Annotated in this window: 22 protein-coding genes; 2 read left to right on the top strand and 20 right to left on the bottom strand. The window is 66.4% G+C overall.

The features are described 5' to 3' along the window. Positions 1-678: 678 nt before the first annotated feature. Genes VGT00_12900 through VGT00_12885 form a run of 4 tightly spaced genes read right to left on the bottom strand, consistent with a single transcriptional unit; the run spans position 679 to position 4,139 of the window. Positions 679-1,437, bottom strand: coding sequence for a nitroreductase family protein (locus VGT00_12900; protein ID HEV8532311.1), 759 nt, complete (start codon positions 1,435-1,437; stop codon positions 679-681). Positions 1,438-1,460: 23 nt separating this feature from the next. Then, entirely contained in the window at positions 1,461-1,865 is a 405-nt protein-coding gene (gene msrB, locus VGT00_12895) for a peptide-methionine (R)-S-oxide reductase MsrB (protein ID HEV8532310.1), read from the bottom strand. A gap of 44 nt (positions 1,866-1,909) precedes the next feature. Beyond that, entirely contained in the window at positions 1,910-2,227 is a 318-nt protein-coding gene (locus tag VGT00_12890; GenBank protein HEV8532309.1) for a DUF1330 domain-containing protein, read from the bottom strand. Positions 2,228-2,279: 52 nt separating this feature from the next. Then, on the bottom strand, positions 2,280-4,139 hold the full coding sequence (locus VGT00_12885) for a 3-oxoacyl-[acyl-carrier-protein] synthase III C-terminal domain-containing protein (protein ID HEV8532308.1): 1,860 nt from the start codon (positions 4,137-4,139) through the stop codon (positions 2,280-2,282). A 349-nt stretch (positions 4,140-4,488) separates the two neighbouring features. On the opposite strand from VGT00_12885, the gene VGT00_12880 reads away from it, so the two are divergent. After that, positions 4,489-4,905 carry a DUF4019 domain-containing protein gene (locus VGT00_12880; GenBank protein HEV8532307.1) on the top strand — a complete coding sequence of 139 codons (417 nt, stop codon included), beginning with the start codon at positions 4,489-4,491 and terminating at the stop codon, positions 4,903-4,905. Here VGT00_12880 and VGT00_12875 read toward each other — a convergent pair. The 9 genes from VGT00_12875 to VGT00_12835 all read right to left on the bottom strand — a co-directional run bounded on the left by VGT00_12875 (position 4,898) and on the right by VGT00_12835 (position 13,513). Then, on the bottom strand, positions 4,898-6,067 hold the full coding sequence (locus VGT00_12875) for an acetylornithine transaminase (protein HEV8532306.1): 1,170 nt from the start codon (positions 6,065-6,067) through the stop codon (positions 4,898-4,900). The genes VGT00_12880 and VGT00_12875 overlap by 8 nt on opposite strands. After that, positions 6,064-6,537, bottom strand: a complete 474-nt coding sequence (locus VGT00_12870; GenBank protein HEV8532305.1) for a GNAT family N-acetyltransferase — start codon at positions 6,535-6,537, stop codon at positions 6,064-6,066. The genes VGT00_12875 and VGT00_12870 overlap by 4 nt, the downstream gene beginning before the upstream one ends. A 29-nt stretch (positions 6,538-6,566) precedes the next feature. Next, positions 6,567-7,067 (bottom strand): hypothetical protein, encoded by a 501-nt coding sequence (locus VGT00_12865; protein ID HEV8532304.1) that lies wholly within the window; start codon positions 7,065-7,067, stop codon positions 6,567-6,569. A 121-nt stretch (positions 7,068-7,188) separates the two neighbouring features. Continuing rightward, the gene (locus tag VGT00_12860; GenBank protein HEV8532303.1) at positions 7,189-7,716 is read right to left on the bottom strand and encodes a DinB family protein; all 528 of its coding nucleotides are present in this window, start codon (positions 7,714-7,716) and stop codon (positions 7,189-7,191) included. A 154-nt stretch (positions 7,717-7,870) separates the two neighbouring features. Then, on the bottom strand, positions 7,871-8,899 hold the full coding sequence (gene dctP / locus VGT00_12855; protein HEV8532302.1) for a TRAP transporter substrate-binding protein DctP: 1,029 nt from the start codon (positions 8,897-8,899) through the stop codon (positions 7,871-7,873). A 49-nt stretch (positions 8,900-8,948) separates the two neighbouring features. Further along, positions 8,949-10,181 (bottom strand): ABC transporter substrate-binding protein, encoded by a 1,233-nt coding sequence (locus VGT00_12850; protein HEV8532301.1) that lies wholly within the window; start codon positions 10,179-10,181, stop codon positions 8,949-8,951. A 20-nt stretch (positions 10,182-10,201) separates the two neighbouring features. Continuing rightward, positions 10,202-11,068: an aldo/keto reductase gene (locus VGT00_12845; protein HEV8532300.1), complete on the bottom strand. Its 867-nt coding sequence runs from the start codon at positions 11,066-11,068 to the stop codon at positions 10,202-10,204. Positions 11,069-11,093: 25 nt separating this feature from the next. Continuing rightward, positions 11,094-12,158, bottom strand: a complete 1,065-nt coding sequence (locus VGT00_12840) for a phosphotransferase (protein ID HEV8532299.1) — start codon at positions 12,156-12,158, stop codon at positions 11,094-11,096. 131 nt (positions 12,159-12,289) lie between these two features. Beyond that, positions 12,290-13,513 (bottom strand): MFS transporter, encoded by a 1,224-nt coding sequence (locus VGT00_12835; protein HEV8532298.1) that lies wholly within the window; start codon positions 13,511-13,513, stop codon positions 12,290-12,292. 19 nt (positions 13,514-13,532) lie between these two features. Between VGT00_12835 and VGT00_12830 the strand changes: the two genes are divergently transcribed. Continuing rightward, complete coding sequence (locus VGT00_12830; GenBank protein HEV8532297.1) at positions 13,533-14,165, top strand: YqgE/AlgH family protein; 633 nt, start codon at positions 13,533-13,535, stop codon at positions 14,163-14,165. Between the two features lie 117 nt (positions 14,166-14,282). Here VGT00_12830 and VGT00_12825 read toward each other — a convergent pair whose 3' ends face one another. The 7 genes from VGT00_12825 to VGT00_12795 form a co-directional block, all read right to left on the bottom strand. Further along, positions 14,283-15,284 (bottom strand): ABC transporter substrate-binding protein, encoded by a 1,002-nt coding sequence (locus VGT00_12825; GenBank protein HEV8532296.1) that lies wholly within the window; start codon positions 15,282-15,284, stop codon positions 14,283-14,285. A 44-nt stretch (positions 15,285-15,328) separates the two neighbouring features. Beyond that, positions 15,329-15,958, bottom strand: a complete 630-nt coding sequence (locus tag VGT00_12820; protein ID HEV8532295.1) for a GNAT family N-acetyltransferase — start codon at positions 15,956-15,958, stop codon at positions 15,329-15,331. Between the two features lie 74 nt (positions 15,959-16,032). Beyond that, a complete protein-coding gene (gene pip / locus VGT00_12815) occupies positions 16,033-17,028 on the bottom strand; it encodes a prolyl aminopeptidase (protein HEV8532294.1) in 996 nt (331 codons plus the stop codon). A 681-nt stretch (positions 17,029-17,709) separates the two neighbouring features. After that, positions 17,710-18,414, bottom strand: a complete 705-nt coding sequence (locus VGT00_12810; GenBank protein HEV8532293.1) for an isochorismatase family cysteine hydrolase — start codon at positions 18,412-18,414, stop codon at positions 17,710-17,712. A gap of 169 nt (positions 18,415-18,583) precedes the next feature. Further along, entirely contained in the window at positions 18,584-19,588 is a 1,005-nt protein-coding gene (locus VGT00_12805; GenBank protein ID HEV8532292.1) for a nitronate monooxygenase, read from the bottom strand. A gap of 157 nt (positions 19,589-19,745) precedes the next feature. Further along, positions 19,746-20,786 carry an ABC transporter substrate-binding protein gene (locus VGT00_12800; GenBank protein HEV8532291.1) on the bottom strand — a complete coding sequence of 347 codons (1,041 nt, stop codon included), beginning with the start codon at positions 20,784-20,786 and terminating at the stop codon, positions 19,746-19,748. Between the two features lie 197 nt (positions 20,787-20,983). Continuing rightward, a partial coding sequence (locus tag VGT00_12795) for an ABC transporter substrate-binding protein (GenBank protein HEV8532290.1) occupies positions 20,984-21,896 on the bottom strand: 913 nt, incomplete at its 5' end.

Raw genomic sequence — 21,896 nt, 5'->3', positions numbered from 1 at the left:
CGATCAGCACATCGACCGCGATATCCTGCCGAAGAAGACCATCGAGGTGGACGTGACGGTGCCGCCGTCGGGCATCGTGACCTTCACGTGCAAGTTCCACGGTCCCCTCGGCATGAACGGCCAGCTCGCCCCCGCCGAACCCAAGACCGGCGCCGCACGGTAGGAACGTGCCGGCAATGCGCCGGGTGGGGCAGGGGGCATCCCCCGCGGACCACGCTGACTCGCGACCCGCTTCACCACTCTTAACTGGCCACGAGACTCAGGTTTTACTCTTCGGCAACGCGCAGAAGATACGGGTCCACGGGGGATGCCCCCGCCCCCTCCCGCCGCACGCTCGCTGATCAATGGCCGCTACAGCGCGCGAGCTTCGTGCACGTGAGTTCGTGGGCGGAGCGGGAGGGCGGGGCTGGGGGCTGGCGGCCGGCGGGTAGCCGTCGGGAGCGAATCCGACGAGCCGTAGCGCGCCCCGAAGCGCAGGGCGCCTCCGCCGCGCGAGTCGTCCCCGCCGCAGGCGGGGCGGCGAGCGACCCCCGTCTCGGGGGATGGGGGGCAGGCGGAGGCGCCCGAGCGAGGTGGCGCGCGAGGCGAGGAGGTTGAGCGGACGACGGCTACCCGCCGCCGGGCACCCCCCAGCTCCGCCCGGCATTCACAGGGAACGCCGACACGGCGAAACCGCACTCAGTCGATTTTGGATTCGTCGCGGTACATCACTTTGTGGCGCTGGGTCTTCACCCACTCGTCGATCTGCTCGTCCGTCATGAAGTTGGCCGGATCGAAGCGGTCCCAGCTCATGATCTGGTCCAGCCGCTTCTTCCAGCGCTTGTAGGAGGGCTTGAGGGGTGGCCCAAAGCACATGACGTCGATAATGGCCAGCTCCTCCGGCACGCCGAGGAGCGGCCTGATCTTCCTCTGGATGTCCTCCTGCCCGATCGCCGTGATCCACCAGACCGCATACCCCAGCGCGGCGGCCGCCAGGTGCGCCGACATCGTGGACGCCGCCACCGACTGCAGCAGGATCCGTTCGGCGTTCTGCTTGTAGCGCCGGTCGAGGTCCGAGCCGTCGTTGAGGACGGGAAAGGCCCGGATGAACCGGAAGTCCGCGGCGATCACGATGAGCCCGGGCGCGGTCTTCACCCCATGGTAGTTCGGCGTGGGAAAGCCCATGTGCAGCCGGGCCCGGTGCTGCTGCTCGTCCACGAAGCACTGGCCGATCATCTGCTTGATGCCGGGATCCGTCACCACGATGTAGTGCCACGGCTGCGCGTTCGCCCCCGACGGAGCATGTCGCGCTGCCTCGAGGATCAGCTCGAAATGCGCACGCGGCACCTCGTAGGCCGCGAACGCGCGATTGGTCATGCGATTGCGCGTGACGTCCATGAGGGCTTCATAGCGGGCGACATTGTTGAAGGGCTCGGTTTCGACGGCGCGCGGGGTCATGTCCGGCCTCGGCTCGCGCCCGCTCAGGCGCCCAGGAACTTCAAGGCCACCCCGTTCATGCAGTACCGCAAGCCCGTCGGCTTGGGACCATCGTCGAAGACGTGACCCAGGTGCCCCCCGCACCGGCGGCAATGCACTTCCGTGCGGACCATGAAGAGCTTGCGGTCGGTCGAGGTCCGAACCGCCCCCTCGATGGGGGCCCAGAAGCTCGGCCAGCCCGTGCCGCTGTCGAACTTCGTGTCCGACGCGAAAAGGGGCAGCTCACAGCCGCCACAGACAAACGAGCCCCGCCCGTACTCCTTGTCGAGCGAGCTCGACCAGGCACGCTCCGTCCCGTGCTGGCGCAGCACCCGGAACTGCTCGGGCGTCAGAAGTCGGCGCCACTCGGGCTCGGTCTTGGTGATCTCGAAGGTCTCTGACGTCGCCATGAAAACCTCCGCTCATTTCCAGATAGCTGCCCGTCGTCTTCGTATCATCGCACGGGGGATACGGGCGACGAGGCCGGAACCCCGTCGACGAGGATGAGGCTCGTATTGGCCGACTGCTGGCGCATGGGTATGCTCCGCGCGTACTCGGGCGAGGCGTACCACCGCTTGGCCTGCTCCAGGGTCTCGAACTCGATGACCACGATGGACTTCGGACACACCATGCCCTCGAGAACCTCAAAGCGTCCGTCCACGACCACTGGCTTCCCCCCGAACGGCGCAAAGGTCGGCCCCGCCACTTTGCGATACGCCTCGAAGGCCTCCGGATCGGTGACCTCCAGGAAAGTGATCACATAGGCGGCCATACCGTTTCCTTTCGAGTGGTGTCGTCGGCGTCGATGACGGGGCGCTCCGAGCTCATGCCACCACCGCGGGATCGACGCGCAGCACCGCGTAGCCGCCCACCGCGCCCGCACCGAAGCCCGGGGCGAAGACTCGCATGGGTCGGTCGATCACGCCCTCACGTACGGCATCGTGCAGGGCGATGGGAATGCTGGCCGACGAGGTATTCCCGACGCGCTCGATATTGAAGTAGAGGCGCTCGGCGGCCACCCCGGCCTCCCTGGCGATATTGACCACCATGGTCTTGTTGGCCTGGTGGGGAACGATCAGGTCGATGGCGTCGAGGAGCGAGGCGCCGGGCGCGCCGTCCGGATGCGGAAGGTCGCGGAGCTCGTCCAGCATCTGGCCCAGGTAGCGCTTGACGAGGGCCCGCACCTCGGGCCCGTACACGGTGATGTTGTTGTCGAAGTCCGGGTTGGGCCAGATGATCGAGTCCACTTCCGACATGGGGCCGCTCGCATACGTCTGCAGCATCTCGACATCGGGCGCGGCCCCCGCCGGCGCCGGCCCCACCACCATGGCGGCGGCCCTGTCGCCGAAGATCATCCGGGAGGTCCTCACCGTTCCGATCTTGTCCGAGAACTTCTCCCCGCACACGATCAGAACGGGCCGCTCCACTTCCTGCAGGAGCCGCACGGCCTCGCTGAGCCCGTAGGGCAGCCCGGCGCACGCGGCCACGATGTCGCACGAGGCGTGGGTCTGGAACATGCCGAGCTGGCCGGACAGCCAGGTAGCCAGCGACGGCATCATCTTGACGCTGGTGCACGAGCAGAACAGCACGGCGCCGATCTCCTCGGCCCGCCGTCCAGATTTCTCGAGGGCCCGCTGGGCGGCCAGGAGCGCCATCTGGTCCAGGTCGAGCTCCGTGTAGAGCCGCTGCTCGATGCCCGTCTTGTGCCGGATCTCCTCGACGGTCATGGACGACCAGCAATAGGCGGCATTGCGGACCAGATCGTCATTCGTGCACGCGCGCTCACCCTTGTAGACGGCCACGGCTTCGATCCGAGGCATGACGGTAAAGCGCGCCCGGACATCCACGGGAGCGTAGGGTCGGAGGGGTCGGCACGACGGGGCGGGCGCGGGCCGCCGCGGGCGCACCCGATGGACGCCGTTGACGCGGCGGATGAAGTGCATCACCTCGTCATTGCGCGGGTGGAACACCACCACGAAATCGTCGTCGTGGAGCTGTCCTACCTCGGTGAGCCGAGTCTTGGCGCGGTCCCACCGGTACTGGTTGTGGAGGACCATGGCCTGCCGCATGAGCGCCTCGAGCTCCGGCACGGCATGGGCGAACTCGATGATGTCGTCGTGGCCATAGCCCGGATAGTCCGGATCGTGGGCGAGCAGATGGTAGGTCAGGCTCTTGGGGCGCGCGAGGAGCTCGCCCACCGTCGGCTTGATGGCGGGCAGCTCGGCCCCCGCGCCCTTCTTGTGGCGGAAGAGATCGAGGAGGACACGGCAGATCTTGTCCTCCGTTCCCTCGTCCCATGTCGCGGGCAGGGCCCGGTAGGCGCTGTCGATGGCCGCCGTCATCTCGTCACCGTCGCGGACCGCGAACACGGGCAAGAAGAGATCGTCTCGGTGGCGGGCGACGTCGCGCCAGCGCGTGGGGCGCTTCTCGTACATGGTCATGGCGTAGCGGTTGACCCAGAAGAGGTGCAAGGCGAGATCGCGCAGGAGATCGAAGCGCCCCTTGTAGCCGTGCGACTCCACGCGGGCGGCGATGTCCGCCTCCGTGGGCGCCTTCTCCTCGAAGTCACGCTTGATGACGGCGGCGAACTGCTCGAGGGTCTGGAAGGTGGAGAAGTCCAGCTCCGGAAAGAAGTTGAAGGGGAAGACGATACGGCCGTAGCGGTTGATCACGAATGGCTTCATGGCGCTCCCTCAACTGCCTCGGCGGACTGGGGCTCGGCTACGGCGCTGATCGTGCCAGATCGGTGGCCACGGGTCAAACCGGGCGGCACTGGGTCAATTTGCTTCGCCATACTTCGTTGCGAGCGGGCCGGCAACCCTCAACGTACACCCAGGTACGCCTCGGGCTGCCGGCCCGCTCGCGCGTGGCAGTTCGAGCCGAGGCGAAGCCGGAGGCGAGGGCTGAGTCGATCTGGCTCGCAACTTGCCCCAGTGCCAGGGCGGCGGCCTGGGTGCTCATTCGATGGAGTCGCGCGTGAATCTTGGGTCCGGCCGGGGGACGGGGCTATCCTCGTCTACAAAGGAGCCAATCGTGAAATACGTCCGCACCGCACTTGTCGCCCTCCTCCTCGGCGCCTTCCCCGCCTCTGCTGCCGAATCCGATGCCGTCCCCAAGGCGCAAGCCTCGGCCAAGGCATGGCTGGCCCTGACGGACAGCGGGAAGTACGCCGAAAGCTGGAATGGCGCATCCACCCTCTTCAAGACGGCGATCACGAAGGCGGATTGGGAGAAGACGGTTCGCGCCGCGCGCTCACCGCTGGGCACCTTGAAGTCGCGCACCCTCAAGTCCGCCACCTTCGCCCGCACCCTGCCCGGCGCGCCCGACGGCGAATACGTGGTCATCCAGTACGAGACGGCCTTCGAGAACAAGGCCGCCGCCGTCGAGACCATCACGCCCATGCTCGACAAAGACGGCTCGTGGAGGGTCTCGGGCTACTACATCAAGTAGCCGCCTCGAGGCTCCCCCGGAGCCGCTCCAGCATCTCGTCGATCTCCTCGCGCGACACGGTCAGCGACGGCATGAAGCGTAGGGTGTCGGGGCGCGGGGCGTTGATGAGCAGCCCACGATCGAGGGCGGCTCGAGCGATCTTCGCGGCATCGCGCCCCTGCAGCTGGAGGGCCACGAGGAGCCCGCGGCCCCGGACCTCGCCATGGCCGAGCTCCGCGGAGAGCGCGCCCAGCCCCTCGGTGAGATAGCGACCGCTCGTGACGACCGAATCCAGGAAGCCCGGGGCCCCCACGGCCGTCACGACGGCGCACCCGACCGCGGCCATGAGCGCGTTGCCGTTGAAGGTGCCGCCCTGGTCGCCATACTCGAAGACGCTGGCGCCCGCGGACGCGACGAGCGCGGCGATGGGGGTGCCGCCCCCGAGGCCCTTGCCGAGGGTCACGATGTCAGGCTCGATGCCGGCGTGCTCGTAGCCGTACATGCGCCCCGTCCGCCCGATCCCCGTCTGGATCTCGTCGAGGATCAAGAGGATGCCCAGATCTCTCGTCAGCTTCCGCAGATCGCGCAGCCAGTCGTCGGCGGCCACGAAGACTCCGGCTTCGCCCTGGATGGGCTCGAGCATGACGGCCACCGTCTCGGGCGTGACGGCCTTGCGCACCGCCTCGAGATCGCCCAGAGGCACTTTCGGGAAGCCGGGCACTTTGGGTTGGAACAAGGTATCCCAGCCCGGCTTCCCGGACGCGGCCATGGTCGCCAGCGTCCGCCCATGGAACCCGTGCTCCATGGTGACGATCTCGAAGGCGCCGCCCCGATGCCGGCTTCCCCACTTCCGGGCCAGCTTGATCGCGCCCTCGTTGGCCTCCGCGCCGCTGTTGCAGAGGAAGACCTCGTCGAGACCGGTGCTCTCGGCCAGGAGCGTGGCCAGCTTCGCCATGGGCTCGTTGTAGTACGCGGGGCTGCAGTTGATCAGGCGTCGGGCCTGATCGTTGATGGCGTCGAGGATGACAGCGGGGGAATGGCCGAGACAGTTCACGGCCCAGCCCTGCACGAAATCGAGGTACTTCTTGCCGTCGCGGTCCCAGAGCCACGATCCCTTGCCCTCGACCATGACGAGGGTGGGACGATCGGCGACCTTCATGATCTCTCGCAGGTCATTGTTCATGCCTTGGGCGCTCCCTCTTTTCCGGATGCCGCCGCCGCGTATGGGCCGCTCTGGATCTCCATCAGCCGCTCGGGATGGCGCGCTTCGCTGAAGCCGAACTGGCGGTAGAGCTCATGGGCGTCCCGCGTGAAGAGGACCCAGCGCCGGAGGCCCTGGAGGTCGGGATGCGACTTGATGGCCGCCATGAGCTGCTTGCCCACGCCGCGTCCCCGATGGGATTCGAGCACGAAGACGTCGCAGACATAGGCGAAGGTGGCGTGGTCCGAGATCACGCGGGCAAAGCCCACCTGCTCGTTCCCGTCGAAGGCGCCGAAGCAGGTGGAATGGCGGAGGGCGCGGGCCACCAGCTCGCGCGGAATCCCCGCGGCCCAGTAAGAGGACCGTGAGAGGAAACCATGAATCAGGTCGAGGTCGAGCCGCGACGGGTCGCTGGTGATCGACAGCTCGGCGGGGCGGCATTCGTGGAGCATGGGATCGTTCTCCTCGTGGGTCGGCGCGCTCAGGCTTGCGCACGCCGGGTCTGAGGGATGGCGGCCAGCGGGACACGCAGCCGGCGCTCGACCTTGAGGGCGGCGGCCGGGCTTGGCGTGGCGATGAAGACCGTGTCGTCTCCCGCTATTGTTCCCACCACCCCGGGCAGGCCGCTCTCGTCCACGGCCCGGGCCACCGGCTGCGCCTCCCCGGGGGGCGTCTTGACGACCACGAGGGTCCCCGCCGCCTGCGCGGCCAGGACGGAATGCGCGAGGGCACGGTCGAGGGCCGCCTCCCGGCGCGCCCCCGGCACGAATGAAGACGGCGGCGCGGAGGCGGCATAGCCCGTGGGCGTCCGCGCCAGACCCAGGTCCTTGAGATCACGGGACAGGGTCGGCTGGGCGACGGTGAAGCCCCGCCGGCGGAGGAGCTGCTGGAGCTCCTCCTGCGAGCGCACGGTGTGCTCCCGCACCACCTCGAGGATCGCCGCGCGGCGTCGCCGGACCAGGTTGATAGAATTTATATTCATAATACAGCATAAGTATTCACCAAGGACAGCGGGGCTGTCAAGTCCGATGTGCGGGTACGTAAGGCGAGCGGGACAGATCCTCGGGCGGCTGACGGCCCCGAGCCAAGCGCAGATGGACGGGTCAGCCGCTTCGCGGCGCCGGCGTGTCCTTCCGCGCGTTCACGGCGTCCATGTACACGAGCAGATCGAGGTCGCCGGGAGAGTGGCCCATCTGCGTGAGGAGCAGGGCCGCCTCGCTGCGGTGCTGGGTCGCGTGATTGACCTGATGGATCAGCATCTGCCAGAGGGGATAGGCCCATTCCTGGCCCACGGTATTCGTGTAGCTGATCACCCGGGCGAGCTGCGCTTCACCCAATCCCTCCACGAAGTCGCGCGTCTCTCGCTCGAGGGCGGCCCAGTGCGTCCGTATGGCGAGCAGATCGGGAAAGTCGTCGGCGCGGAGCGGGGCGCGCGGGGAGACGCCTTTCCAGCGCTGGAGCCAGATCCACTGGGCACTCATGGTGTGCACGAGGGTGTCGCGCACGGAGCCATAGCTCGCGCCGGCGCCTTCGGTGAGCTGGCCAGGGGCGAGGCGGGCCGCGGTGTCCAGGATGCGCCCGTTCGCCCACGCGCTGTACTGGTAGAGCGTGCGAATGTACTCGGTGCTCACGGAATCAATTCAGCTCTCGCCTCGCGACGGCCCGGGGCCGCCGCTCCGCTCGAACAGCGGGCAGCGTTTCAGCTCGAAATTCAATTTATTCAGCCCTCGCCTCTCCGCTCTCCTCGCCTGCGGCTCGTCGGCAGCGTTTCAGCTCGAAATTCAACTACCGTCCGAGGGCCTTGAGGGTGAGCTCGAGTCCGCGCTTACCTTCGGCGCCCGTGCGCTGGAGCCAGATGTCCCAGGCGCCCTTGGCGATCTTCCGCGCCTTCTCCATCTCTTCCTTGGACGGGTCGATGACGGTCATGCCCAGCTCGGGCAAACGCTTGCGGACCTTCTCGTCGGCGGCCATGGCGTCCTGCCATTCCTTCTCCTCGAGATTGACCTCCTTCATCGAGTCCAGCACGACCTGTTGCAGATCCTTGGGCAGGGCGTCCCACGCCTTCTGATTGGCCACCAGCCATTCCTGAGCAGCCCCCGCCAGATACCAGTAGTCCAGATACTTCGCCACCTCGAAGAACTTCATGGGCTCGGCGTTGGTGGCCGAGGTCATGGCCCCGTCCACCGTCCTCTTCTCGAGGGCGGAGTACACCTCGCCGAAGGCGATGTTGACGGGGGCCGCCCCCAGCAGGCGCGCGGCGTTGGCGGAGTCGGCGCCGTAGACGCGGATCTTCTTGCCCTTCCAGTCCGCCACCGTGCGAATGGGCACGCTCGAGAAGATCTGCTGCGACGGCCACGCGTGGATGGAGAGGAGCTTGAGACCCTTTCTCGCCAGCATCTCCGTGTAGAACGGGCGGAGCTGCATCGCCGCCTTCTTGTGCTCCTCGATGCCGCTCGTCATGAAGGGCAGCTCCAGGGGACCCGTCTCGAGGAGCACATCGGTCAGGTACGAGGCGAGCACGGTCCCGATCTCGGTCCGCCCGTCGAGGACGGCGGGGATCAGCTCCGGGCCGGGGTAGAGCGAGGAGGCGGGATGCACGCGGATCTCCAGCCGACCCTGCGACTTCTCCTTCACCTTAGCCGCCCAGGCGTTGTAGTTGACGGTGTGGTAGTAGGTCGGGGCCGCCACCGTGGGCAGGTTCCACACGATGGGCTTGGCCTGAGCCCCCGCGGGCGAAGGCGCGAGCGCTCCGCCGCCGGCGGCGAGGGCAAGCAGGACCAGAGCAAGACTGAGACAGGTCGTCGTCTTCTTCATGACTCCTCCCGGTTGAGGGTCAGAGGGGCCGCACACCTTCGAGAGAACGTCAGCAATGGCGGCACGGAGGGAAATCGCGCGAGTAGACGGGCTGCTTCAGGAATTCCTCGGGGCCGTACTTCCAGAACTGGCTCACGGCCGGGTACGTGTAGATGACGGTGTTCTGCAGTTTGCCGCCCACCCGCTCGACCTTCCGGATGTAGATGTTCTGGGTGGGATTGCCGTAGGGATCCATCTTGATCGGCCCCCGTGGCGCATCCCCGATCTCGACGGCGCGGAGGGCGGCCATGAACGCCGCGCGATCTTCGAGGCGCCCGTTCACGGCCTTGGCCGCCTCGGCCACCACCCGCGCCCCCGTATAGCAGTTCTCCGAGTAGAACGAGGGCAGGCGGTTGTTCTTCCTCTCGAAGGCGGCGCGGAAACGCCGGTTGGCCGGGGTGTCGAGGGCGGCTGAGTAGTGGTGCGCGCTGATCACCCCGATGGACTCGTCGCCCAGCTCGGGCAGCACATGCTCATCCGAGTAGGTCCCTCCCGCGATGAGGGGGAGTCGTTCCTTGAGCCCGCTCGTCGCCCACTGCTTGGCGAAGAGCAGGGTCCACCGCCCGAGGGCGAGCACGAACACGGCATCCGCGTCCTTCCGGATCTGGGCGAGGTAGGGCGCGTAGTCCTGCACGTTGAGGGGGATCCACACCTTCTGGATGATCTGGCCGCCATTGTCCTCGAAGGTCTTGTGGAAGCCGCCCGCGATCTCCCAGCCGAAGGCGTAGTCGAGCGACACGATGGCGATCTTCTTGTAGCCGAGCACCCGGGCCGCGTACTCCCCGAAGGGATGCATGTTGCCCCCCGCCGAGAAGCCGGTGCGGATCAGCCACTTGGGGCGCTTGCGCTGGGTCAGGTCGTCGGCGGAGTTGATCGGGTAGATGGTCGGGATACCCTGGGCCTCGATGTAGGGCACGAGCGCGTAGGCGACGTTGGAGAGGATCACGCCCGCCAGCATGTGGACCCGATCCGACTCGACCAGCTTGCGGGCCTTGGTCACCGCGGTGGCCGGCACGCCCTCGTTGTCTTCCAGGATGACCTCGAGCTTGCGGCCGGCGAGCTGCCAGCCCGTCTCCTCCCAGTAGAGCTCGCAGCCGCTGTACATATCTTTCCCGGCCTGCGCGATGGCGCCCGAGAGCGGAGAGATGAAGCCGATCCGCACGGGGCCCTGGGCGGCCGCGGCCCCCGCGGAGCCGAGCAAGGCCACGAGGGCGAGCCCGACAATTGCGATCAGGGCGCCCATGGGTTGTCTTCTCCGTCTCATCACGCGGGGAGCCCGAATAGCGAGGTCATCTTGGTCGAGCCGAGCATGGCTGCCATGTCCGTCTCCGGCGTGGGACGCTCGAAGCGGATCGCCGCGTCGAGGATTTTCGGGAGGAGCGCGAGATCGCCGGCGGTGTTGACGAAGATGTCCGGAAGCCCGAGGATCCAGTGAATGGCCCGGTCGATGTCCGGCTGCGCCTCGAGCGGCTGATACCAGGTCGTGTGCGTGCGGTCCGTGGTCGCCCACGGGCCGCGCGCGATCGACTTGATGATCTGGACGGCCACGTTCCGCTCGCGACACATCGTCACCACCTCGTCGAAGCTCCGCCGGTAACGCTCGTTCTGGGCCAGGAAGAAGTTGAAGGGCAAGAGCACGGAATCGAAGTCGAAGCGCGCCAGGCTTCGCCGATGCATGGCGGCGATGGTCCAGCCGTGCCCGGTGACGCCGATGAAGCGGACGAGCCCCTGCTCGCGCGCCTCCACCGCCGCCTCCAGGGCGCCGCCCGGTCCCATGGCCTGATCCCAGTCGTCCGGATGCCCCAGGGAGTGGAGCTGGATCATGTCGACGTGATCGACGCGCAGCCGGTCGAGCGACCGGTGGATGTCCGCGCGGGCCTCGGCCGCGCTGCGCGAGCCCGTCTTGGTGGCGAGGAAGAAGTCCTTCCGGTGACGTGCCATCCAGGGGCCGATGCGGAGCTCGGAGTCTCCGTACCGGGCGGCCGTGTCGATGTGATTGACGCCGTAACGGAGCAGTACCTCGAGGACGCGGTCCGCATCCGCCTGGCTGGCCTGCGACAGCGCCGCCGCGCCGAAGAGCGTCACCGTGCTCCGGTGGCCGGTCCGTCCGAATGGTCTTTGCTCGATCATCGTGGGTCGTCCTCCTGGAAAGCGATCACCTGACTCGCTGCTCGACGAGGCGCCAGCCCGCCTCGGCCATCGGGCGCGCCCGCTCACCGCGGGCCCGGGCATTGGCGTCATTGGCCGTCCCCGCGATCACGCGCCCCATGATGCCCTGGGCGATGGCGGCCAGGCGGAACATCGAGAAGGCGACGTAGAAGCTCCAGTCGGGAATATCGTCGCGGCCCGTGCGGCGACAATACGCGGCGAGATACTCCTCTTCCGTCGGGATGCCGAGGGCCTTGAGATCCTGCCCGAGGACGCCGCCCAGGATGTCGGGCTCGAGGTGATAGGACATGGCGTTGTAGGCGAGATCGGCCAGGGGGTGGCCGAGCGTCGATATCTCCCAGTCGAGCACGGCGACGACCCGAGGCTCCGACGGGTGGATGATGACGTTGCCCAGCCGGAAGTCGCCGTGGACGACCGTGGTCAACTCGTCGGACGGAATGTGCCTGGGTAGCCACTCCATGAATCGCTCCATCGCCTCGATGCGCTCCGTCTCGGAGGCGCGATACTGCTGACTCCAGCGATGGAACTGCCGCGCGAAGTAGTTGCCCGGCCTTCCGAAATCCGCCAGGCCGAGCGCCTGCCAGTCCACGCGGTGCAGCCGCGCCAGCACGTCGTTCATCGAATCATAGATGGCCGACCGCTCGGGCGGTGTCAGTCCGGGCAAGAGCGGATCCACCATGATGCGCCCGCGCACCCAGTCCATGACATAGAAGGCCGTGCCGATGACCTCGGAGTCCTCGCAGAGGACATAAGTCTTCGGCACGGGAACATCGGTTCGCCCGAGCGCCGTGAGGATCCGATACTCGCGGTCGACGGCGTGCGCGGAGGGCAGGAGCTTGCCCGGAGGCTTGCGCCGGAGCACGTACTCTCGGTCGCGGGTCCCCAGGTAATACGTGGGATTCGACTGCCCGCCCTGGAACTGGCGCACCGTCACCGGCCCGGCGAAGCCGGGAATGCGCGGAGACAGATAGCGCTCGAGAGCGGCGATATCGAAGCGATGGGTCTCGCGCACCTCGATCGTGTCGGACGTCAGTGTCGTCTCACCGGCCATGCGGGCTGTGCTCCTCTCGGAGGCTGGATTATACCGTCATCCCTCTCCCCTGAGGGGAGAGGGAAGGGTGAGGGGTGGTCGGGCCGCGCCATGGCTCACTCAGTCCGTGCAAGGCCTCGTTCAGGCGCCGGTTACGCCGACGGCGACGCGGAGGCCCGGCGTCCCCACGCCAGCGTCAGCGCGAGCACGGACACGGCCCCGCAACCGCCGCCCACCACGCAGGCCACCGGCACGCCCCAGCGCTCGGCCACCATCCCGATCAGGAGCGCGCCGAATGGCGTCATCCCCACAAATACGAAGGCGTAGAGACCCATCAGGCGGCCGCGGAGCGCGTCGGGTACCGTTATCTGCATCGTCGTGTTGGAGCTGGCCATGAACACGATCATGGCGAATCCTTCCACCACCAGCAGCACGGACGCGATCCAGAACTGGCGCACGGCGCCGAGCCCGGCCACGCCGGCGGCCGCGACGAGCGCCGTCCCCGCGAGCAGCCATACCGGCGCTCGGCCCCGTCCGCCGAGGGCGAGCGCGACCGCTCCCGACACCGCGCCGATTCCCAGAGAAGCCATGAGGAGACCGAAGCCGTGGGCGCCTTCGTGGAGCACGTCGCGCGCGACCAGAGGCACGAGCACGCTGAAGTTGATGACGAACAGACTCATGACGAGCAAGAGCGAGAGGACAAGCGCGATCAGCGGCGTCTCCCAGGCGTAGCGGATACCCCGCAGGATCTCCTGCCCCAGGGTGTCGCCCGATCTCGGACGTGGCTCCCCTTCGGTCCGGATGCCGAGCAAGGCCGCGAGCACGGCCACGAAGCTCACTCCGTTGAGCAGAAACGCGATTCCCACGCCGTAGCGCGCCACGAGCAGCCCGGCCATGGCCGGCCCCACCACCCGCGCGCCGTTGAACACGGCCGAGTTGAGCGCGATGGCGTTGATGAGGTCGTGCTTGCCGACGATCTCGACGACGAAGGACTGCCGCGAGGGCAGGTCAAGCGTATTGACGATGCCATAGAGGGTGGCCAGCGTCGCCACGTGCCAGAACTGGATATGCCCCGTCCGGTCGAGAGCGGCCAGGGCGAAGGCCTGGAGCATGAGCGCGCTCTGGGTCAACAAGAGGAGGCGGCGCTTGCGCACGCGGTCGGCGAGGGCGCCCGCGAGGAACGACAGAAAGAGCATGGGCCCGAATTGGAGGGCATTGATGACGCCGAGCTTGAACGGGGAGTGGGTCAGCTCGAGGACGATCCAGGACTGTCCGACGCTCTGCATCCAGCTGCCCACGAGCGAGACGAGCTGCCCCGCCCAGAAATAGCGGAAGTCCCGGTGCCGGAAGGCGCGCAGCGCGGTGGGCCAGGGCATCGTCTATACTGTGCCACGGATGCTCGCTCTGCCTCGCCCCCGGCTACTCTGGATCGCCGTCGGCGTCCTCGCCGGCGCCCTCATGGTGGCCGCCGCGCCGGCGCCCCTGTCCTCGGCGCGCGCGCAAGGCGCCTATCTCACCGGCCAGCTCCTAATCGCGACGGACGAGCTGAAGGATCCTCGCTTCGTTCGCACGGTGATCTTCATGATCCGCCACGACGCCAACGGCGCCATGGGGCTCGTGCTCAATCGCCCGCTCGGCGACGCGCCGCTGGCCACGCTGCTCGACCAGGCCGGCATGGACCCGAAGGGTGCCGCGGGCTCGGTGCGCCTGCACGTGGGCGGCCCCGTGGAGCCCACGCGCGTCTTCGTCATGCACAGCCCCGACTATGCCGCTCCCGACACCCTCCGCATCGGCAATGAGTTCGCCGTCACCTTCCATCCCGACATTCTCCAGTCCATTGCGGACGGACGCGGGCCCAAACGGGCGGTCTTCACGGTCGGCTATGCGGGCTGGGCGCCCGATCAGCTCGAGACGGAAATCAAGGGCGGCTACTGGTTCATGGCCACCGCCGAAGCCGGCATCGTCTTCGACGACGCCTACGCGACCAAGTGGGATCGTGCCATGGCCCGCCGCCGCATCACGCTTTAGTCTCAAGTTCGGCGGCCTTCCAACGGGCGGAGCTGGGAGTTCCCTCCCCGGATCACACTGACTCGCAACTCGCTCGGCCACTCGTAACGGGCCACGAGATTGACTCGCCGCCGCGGCCTACTGGATCACCTGGTCCGCCCGAAGCAACACCGACTGTGGGATCGTCAGCTCCAGAGCCCTCGCAGTTCTGAGGTTGATCACCAGCTCGAACTTCGTCGGCTGCTCGATGGGGAGGTCGGCAGGCTTGGCGCCCTTGAGGATCTTGGCTACGTAGGCGGCCGCCCGCCGAAACATGTCACGCGTGCTTGGCCCGTAGGCCATGAGGCCGCCGGCCTCGGCGGTCTCAATCGCTGCAGACACCGTCGGCAGACGGCGCCGAGCCGCGAGGTCTGCGATTCGTGTTCGGTGGTCGATGAGCATTGAGTCCACGAGAACGATGACCGCGCCGGCCCGCTCGGTGGTCATTGCCGCGAAGGCGGTCTCGATCTCGCTCGGGCCACGCGCCTCCAGGGGTTGAAGCCGCACCCCCAATACCCGGGCCGCATCCTGCGCGTGTCGCACCTGTGGTGCGTTGCCAGCGTTGGCCGGGTTCCCGAGGAGGGCCACCCGGGAGATCTTGGGGGCGATTTCCTTGAGGACCTCCAGCTGCTTGCCGACCAGTTCGGGCACCATCTGCGACAAGCCCGTGATGTTTCCCCCTGGATGTGCGAGGCTGGCGACGAGTCCAGCCCCCACAGGATCAATAACCGCCGCTACGACGATGGGGATCGTCCCGGTCACTTGCTTGGCGGCCTGTGTCGCCGGCGTCGTATACGTAACGATGACGTCCACCTTGATACGGACCAGCTCGGCCGCGAGGCCGGGAAGCTGGTCCCACTTCCCCTCCGCAAATCGGGACTCAATGGCGATGTTCTGACCTTCCGCATAACCCAGCTCGCGCAGGCCTTGTCGGAAGGCCTCGAGGAAACGCGCAGTTCTTGGATCAGAGAGAGAGGTCGGGAATAGAAGCCCTATACGGGGGATGGTCGCCGCATGCTGTGCTTCGCCGGCGAGCGGCGCAAGGAGCACCGCGATGGGTAGAAGGACGAGGAGAGCGGTGACGACAGCGGTGGCGTGCATGGACCTCGAGCGTCTCCGGACTCGGCGCCGATGCATGAAGTTTCTCAACGGTAAGTCCCTCCCCTGTGCGTCGAACGCCCAGGATCACCCGCGGCCAATGGCCGTCGGGTGATCCAGTAGTTGGCCAGCGTCGGGCGCACGATCCTGTATAGGACGTGGCGCCGAAGCCGATGCCCGTCGGGATGCGCCGGGTGATCGAAGTCGTCGGTTGGGTCATGAACCATGCCGATCTTCTCCATTACACGGCGGGACCGGAGGTTGCCTGGTGTGGTGAACGACACAACCTGGTCCAGCCCCAACGCTTGGAAGGCAAAATCCAGCACCACCCGCGCACCTTCCGGAGCGTAGCCGAGGCCCCAGTACTCCCGGGCGAGGCGCCAGCCGATCTCCACGCACGGAGTGAAGGGCGCCTCGAAGCGAGGAACGGACAGGCCGATAAATCCTGCAAACGATGTGACGCTGGGGATCTCCACCGCCCACAACCCGAAGCCGCGCTCCTCGAAGTCGGCCTCGATGCGCGAAGCCAGCGCGTTGCTTTCCTCGCGTGACAGCTCCGCGGGGAAGTACTCCATAACCTGCGGGTCGGCGTTGAGAGCCGCAAAGGGCGCGAGGTCTCCCGACAACCACCTTCGCAACCATACTCGGTCCGTTCGCAGGTCTCGAGGTGGGTTCATTGCCGCGCTTCTCACCGCTGAGCGGAATGCAGTGGATATGGCTTCTTGCTCATGCCGTCTTTGTCTGTCCCGAGTTATCCAGCGACGCAACCCGCGCCCGCAGCAAACGTCACCCTCGCGAAACGGTCCGTAGCCCGGATCAACTCCTCCGTGATGCCAGGATTGCTCGCCGCATGCCCAGCATCGTTCACAACCACCAACTCCGAGCGAGGCCATAGGCTGTGCAGTTTCCACGCTGTAGCGAGCGGCGCCTGAAAATCGAAACGCCCGTTCACGAGCACCCCAGGAATTCCCGCAAGCCTATCCACGTCACGCAAGACACTCCCATCGCCAAGCCATGCATTGTGACGAACGTAATGCGTGACCAGCCGCGCATAGGCCATGGCGAACGACGGATCACGGAACCGCGCTGCCAATCCAGGCACGGGAGGCCAATCCGGTGTCGCGGACTCCCACAAGCACCAGGCAAGAGCAGCCCGTTCACGAATCGCGGCATCAGAATCCTGCAACAAGCGGCAGTATGCCTCGACGATATCGCCGTCGCGATCGGCGACCGGCAAGGCGCTGCGGCGACGCTCCCACTCTTCGGGGAAGAACGCGCCAAGACCGTCACGAAACAACCAGTCAAACTCCTCGCGCCGACCCGTGGTAACGCCAAACAGGATCAATTCCGTCACACGAGTCGGAACCCGCTCGGCATAGGCAAGCGCCAACGCGCTGCCCCATGACCCACCCAACACCAACCAGCGCTCGACATTGAGGTGCACCCGCAGCCGCTCAATGTCGGCGATCAGATTTCCAGTGGTGTTTCCCGACAACTCTGTCTCAGGGGCGCTCGCATGAGGCCGGCTCCGCCCACAACCACGTTGATCAAACAGCACAACGCGGTACGCAGCAGGATCGAACAGCCTCCGATGCCAGGGCGTGCACCCCGAGCCGGGACCACCGTGTAAGACGACAGCAGGCTTGCCCCTGGGATTGCCGCACACCTCCCAGTAGATGAGATCACCGCCAGTGACCTCCAGCATGCCCTGCGCATACGGTTCGATTTCGGGATACAGGTCTGGCATACCTCGCCTATCTCAAGCCCACCATGAACTGCCCCGGCGCGGACTCACCGTGCGCACTCAAAGACGCGAGACATAGCCGCTCGACTGGATAACGCTCGGCATGAGCCGCGCGCTTCAGCGCGTCGGCTCCATGCCTTGGCTAGGCGTAACTGCGGCCAGATCTTTGCGCAACGGCCATGCCCCATCAGAATCTGCCGGGCCACATCGTAGGTAACCCCTCCGAAGGTAGTAGTCGAGCGCGTTCTGGCTGGACTCGAGACGCGCAGTCGTGTAGCCGGAGCTCCGTGGAGGTTTCGGCGAATGTCAGAAGGACCGAGCCGACCCCGCGGCGGGAGCAAGACGGCGAGACATACAGCGCCGCGACGCGGTCTCGGTCCACTTCTACCCAGCCGATCGCGGCCACTTCCACGGCCACCCACACGTCATGTTCCCGCATCGCCCGCGCCACGCGATCTGCTGCCCCTCGCGTAGCCCATCTTTCGGCCTGTTCCCTCGACATCGCTGGTACAGCCAGCGCGAGAATTGCACGCCGCCGTATGCTTGCGAGCGCTTCCTCGTCAGCGCCCTCGGCACGCCGAATCTGCATCAAGTCGCTACCACGTAGCCTAACGCCGGCGTCGACCCGCGGGTATCCGACCGAGCCGAAGGCGAGGAAGGATGGCCGTCGGGTCGAACGGCATGTTAGGCTGTCCGCGAAAGGGCGTCCGTCAGCAGGCTGTCACGACTCTGCGTCGCCGGCCCAGCCTCCTTCGCCACCGTCGTGAGGGTGATCATCTCGTCTACCGTCATGACGTGAGCTGTGCCCATCGCCAGAATGACGAGGCTCGCACGGTGCACTTCTGCCGCACTCATAGCGCCGTAACCCATGTCAGGATAGTCGAACGTCCCTGTGGCGTCCGAAAGGAAGATGACGCCGTAATTGTGAAACAGCGCGTCGCGGGCCGTTGCGTGACAACAGTTCTCCGTGGTGACCCCCGTGATAATCACGGCCTCCATGCCGCTGCTGCGCAGGACGATATCGAGATCGGTACCATAGAACGCACTGTAGCGACGTTTCTTGATCACCACCTCATTCGGGAGGGGCTTCAACTCGTCGTAAATCTCGATTCCCTTTTCGCCGTCGACGAGGGCCTTGCCCTCCACGATGGGCGGCTTCGATCTGCCAAACACCCCCATGTCGCAACCATCGCGCCGGTGGGCATGGGTGGTGAAGATCACGCGCATGCCAGTCTTGCGAGCATGAGCCAGCGCCCGCTTGAGTGGCGGGACTACTGCCGGCGCCATCTTCGCCCGCAGTGGAGCGCCCTCGGCGACGAAATCGTTCTCCATGTCCACGATGATGAGGGCAGATCTCGACGGGTTGATCTCGGTCACCTTGTATGGCATCTGGCGTCTCCTCGCTGTAACGGAGCCATGCGAACCGAGGTTTCAGGACATCCCCACGCGCGTATCATAAACCCCGCGGTCTGGTTCGAACGGCAGCCTAACGCTGGCTATGAGCTGCGGCGCGAAGCGCCGTCAGCTCGATGGCCTTGTTCGGCGCGATCATCCCACCTCAAACGCGTTGCAGCTGCGCCATGACCTCTTCGGCTTCCTGTACCAGCTCGCGCACGATCTGCCCGGCGGGAGGGATATCGTGGACCAACTCGCAGGACACACCCGCGTAGAGCACGGCATATTCGATGTCTGGCGTGAAGCCGAGCGAGGGGTAGGAGCCCGACGAGTATTTCACCACGTCCACCGTGCCCGCAAACCGGGACACGGTTCCGATAACGCTACCTTCACCGGCGCGTAGGCCCGTGGCCGGACGGCCTGCTTCCTCCCACTCCGTAACGATCTTGTTGCGGAGTACTCGGTGGGGCGCGCCGGGCCATCCAACGTCGAAGAGCGATGTTTTCACCGTGTCCGCTGCGGAGCTCTGAACCACGCGCGCCTTGTATTCCGGAGTCGCGGAGGCCTCCGCGCTACACAGAAAGCGCGTGCCCATCGACACGGCTTGAGCCCCCAGACCGAGTGCCGCGACGACCCCGCGGCCGGTCGCGATCCCGCCCGAGGCGATCACAGGAAGAGGCCGTATCGCCCCGACCACCGCCGGCACCAACGTGGAGAGCGCGATCGTCCCCTTGACGTGGCCCCCCGATTCCTCCCCCTGGGCGATCACTGCATCGACACCCAGGTGTGCCACCGCCCGGGCTTCCTCGACGGAGCCCACCTGGGCGAAGACCTTCGTGCCACAGCGGTGGGCGGATTCGACGTAAGGGGCAGGGTCGCCCCAAAAGAACACCAAGAGCGGCACCTTGGCCTCAAGACAGGCTGCGACCTGTTCATCTGACGGCCTCGCCAAAATGATGTTGGCTCCGAAGGGTCTGTCCGTCAGTGTGCGTGTCCGTTGGATCTCTTGATGGATGAAAGAGGCGGGAGCCCTGGACAGTCCCAGCACCCCGCAGGCCCCGGCGTTCGAGACCGCGGCGGCGAGCTCAGGACCAGCGAGTGCACCCATCCCGACGGAAAAGATCGGATACGCGATCCCAAGCCGCTTGCAGAGTGGGGTCGTGAGCATATTGTCCTCCGTCAGAATCCCCGGCCGTATGAATGCGCCGAACGCCACGCTCAGCGGCCGAGGTGCGAGCAACGCGAGCACCCGGTCCGTTGGAGCGTGAAGTTCGACGCCGTTCGCGTAAGCTCAGACCCTCCCGGTAAGACGGGCTGGTGATCCGTCATTGCAGGACATGATCTGTCCGCAGGAGCAGCGACGGCGGGATCGCCAAACCGAGCGCCTTCGCGGTCTTGAGGTTGATGACCAGCTCGAACTTCGTGGGCTGCTCGACGGGCAAGTCAGCCGGCTTCGCACCCTTCAGGATCTGATCGACGTAGGCGGCGGTACGTGCCACGAGATCAGGCGTGTACGAGTCATAGGCCATCAGGCCACCGGCATCGACCATTACTCGATACGGGTACAGCCCAGGCAATCGGTGTTGAGCCGCGAGTTCGACCACTCGTTTGCGCTGAGCAGCGAAAATGCTCTCGGCCGTCGTCAGGAGTCCTTCGGCGCGCCCTCTCACCCCGGTGTCGAACGCGCTCGGAAGGTCATCGGCGGTTCGGATGTCCTGAACCAACAGCGTGATTCCCAGGGAGCGAGCCGCGCTCTCGAGTTCTTTTATCTGGGGCGCGGCAATAGGGTCCTCGCGATACGAGAGCACGAGCACTCGCGTGATCCTTGGCACCGCCTCCTTCAGCAATGCGAGGCGCTTGGCAGCCAGCCCCGACGCCATGAATGTCTGCCCGGTGACATTTCCCCCGGGTCGGGCGAGGCTCGCAACGAGTCCGGTGCCGACGGGGTCGCCGAGTGGGATCATGACAATCGGGATCGTGCGGGTGGCGTTCTTCGCGGCTTGGGTGGCCGGTGTGGTGGTGACGACGATGATGTCCGCTTTGAGTCGCAGGCATTCTGCGGCGAGCGTGGGGAACCGGCCGCCCCGGCCGTCCGCTGAGAGGTAGTCAATGGTGATGGTCTGCCCCTCCACGTAACCCAGGTCTCGCAAGCGGTGGAAGAACGCGCCAAAGTGGACAGGGGACGCTTCTTGGGAGGAGAGCCTGTCCAACGGCGTCATTCTTGAATCGAAGGTAAGGAAGCAAAGCCGTGCCGCTTTCCCTGCCTGCTGCGCGCCGACGGGGGGTGGCAGAACGAGCACTGCGAGCACAAGAAAGAGAACCCGGAAGGGCAAGAAGAACCTCCCCGTCTTTCCGACCTGTTGCACGGCCGCGCCTTCCTTCGGCGGTGCCCTCCGCGAAGTCCCTATATCATCATGCTCGGGCTCCGCGTGCGGCCAACGGACACGCACGTTCACCGGCCGCGACCGAGCAACGCGAGGGAGCGGTCCGGTGGAACGTGAAGTTCGGTGGGTCCGACGTACACCGACTCACGACTCTTCAGGGGGTCGGCTGCGGTTGCCATTTACTCGATGATCTCATCGGCCCGCGCCAGGACCGATTGTGGGATCTTCAGTCCCAAAGCCTTGGCGGTCTTCATGTTGAGCACGAGCTCGAACGTCAGCGACTGCTCGATAGGGAGGTCGCCGGGCTTGGCGCCCTTCAGCAGTTTATCCACATAGACAGCAGCGCGTCGATGAGCGGCAAGGAGATTCGCGGCGTAGCTCATCAAGATGCCGGCATCCGCATACTCTCGGAACGCTCCGACGGTCGGCACGCGATGGCGGAGCGCCAGGTTTGCGATTCGACCGCGTAGACCTTCGGTCGTCGGGCTCGGCTGGACGACGACGGCATCTGTCCGCCCGCCTCCGGGCCAGGTGAATACAGCGTCCAAGTCGCCGACGCTGGCCACCACTGTTTGCCTCACGACGACTCCCAGGCGCGCAGCGGCCGCTTCCATCTCCCGAAAGCCCGCCTCGTTTCCGGGTTCGCGAGGAGCTGAGATGACCATGATCCGCGCAGCCGCTGGGGCCACTTCCTTGAGAAGCTGGAGCCGCTTCGGCGCGGCCTCCACATTCTGAAGCGAAAGCCCAGTTACGGTGCCGCCCGGCCGTGCCAGGCTTTTGACGAAACCGGCCCCGAGCGGGTCGCCCACGCCGGCCATAACGATCGGGAGCCGATCCGTCGCGCTCCGGGCGGCACGCGTTGCCGCGGTGCCCAAGGCGACAATCACGTCGACCGGCAGCGCGGCAAGCTCGCCCGCCAGGGGAGCCAGCCGCGCTCGCTGACCGTTAGCATTGCGAACTTCGATCACGAGATTCTGACCCTCGACCCAGCCCAGTTCACGGAGCCCCTCACGTAGAGCTGTCACTGCACGCTCCGCCATCGAGTGCTCCCGCTCCGCCGCGCCGAGGACGAGAACGCCGACCAGCGCCGGC

The organism is Candidatus Methylomirabilota bacterium, assembly GCA_036002485.1.
In the GTDB taxonomy this organism is placed as follows: Bacteria; Methylomirabilota; Methylomirabilia; order Rokubacteriales; family CSP1-6; genus AR37.
This window is presented reverse-complemented; position numbering and strand designations above follow the sequence as displayed.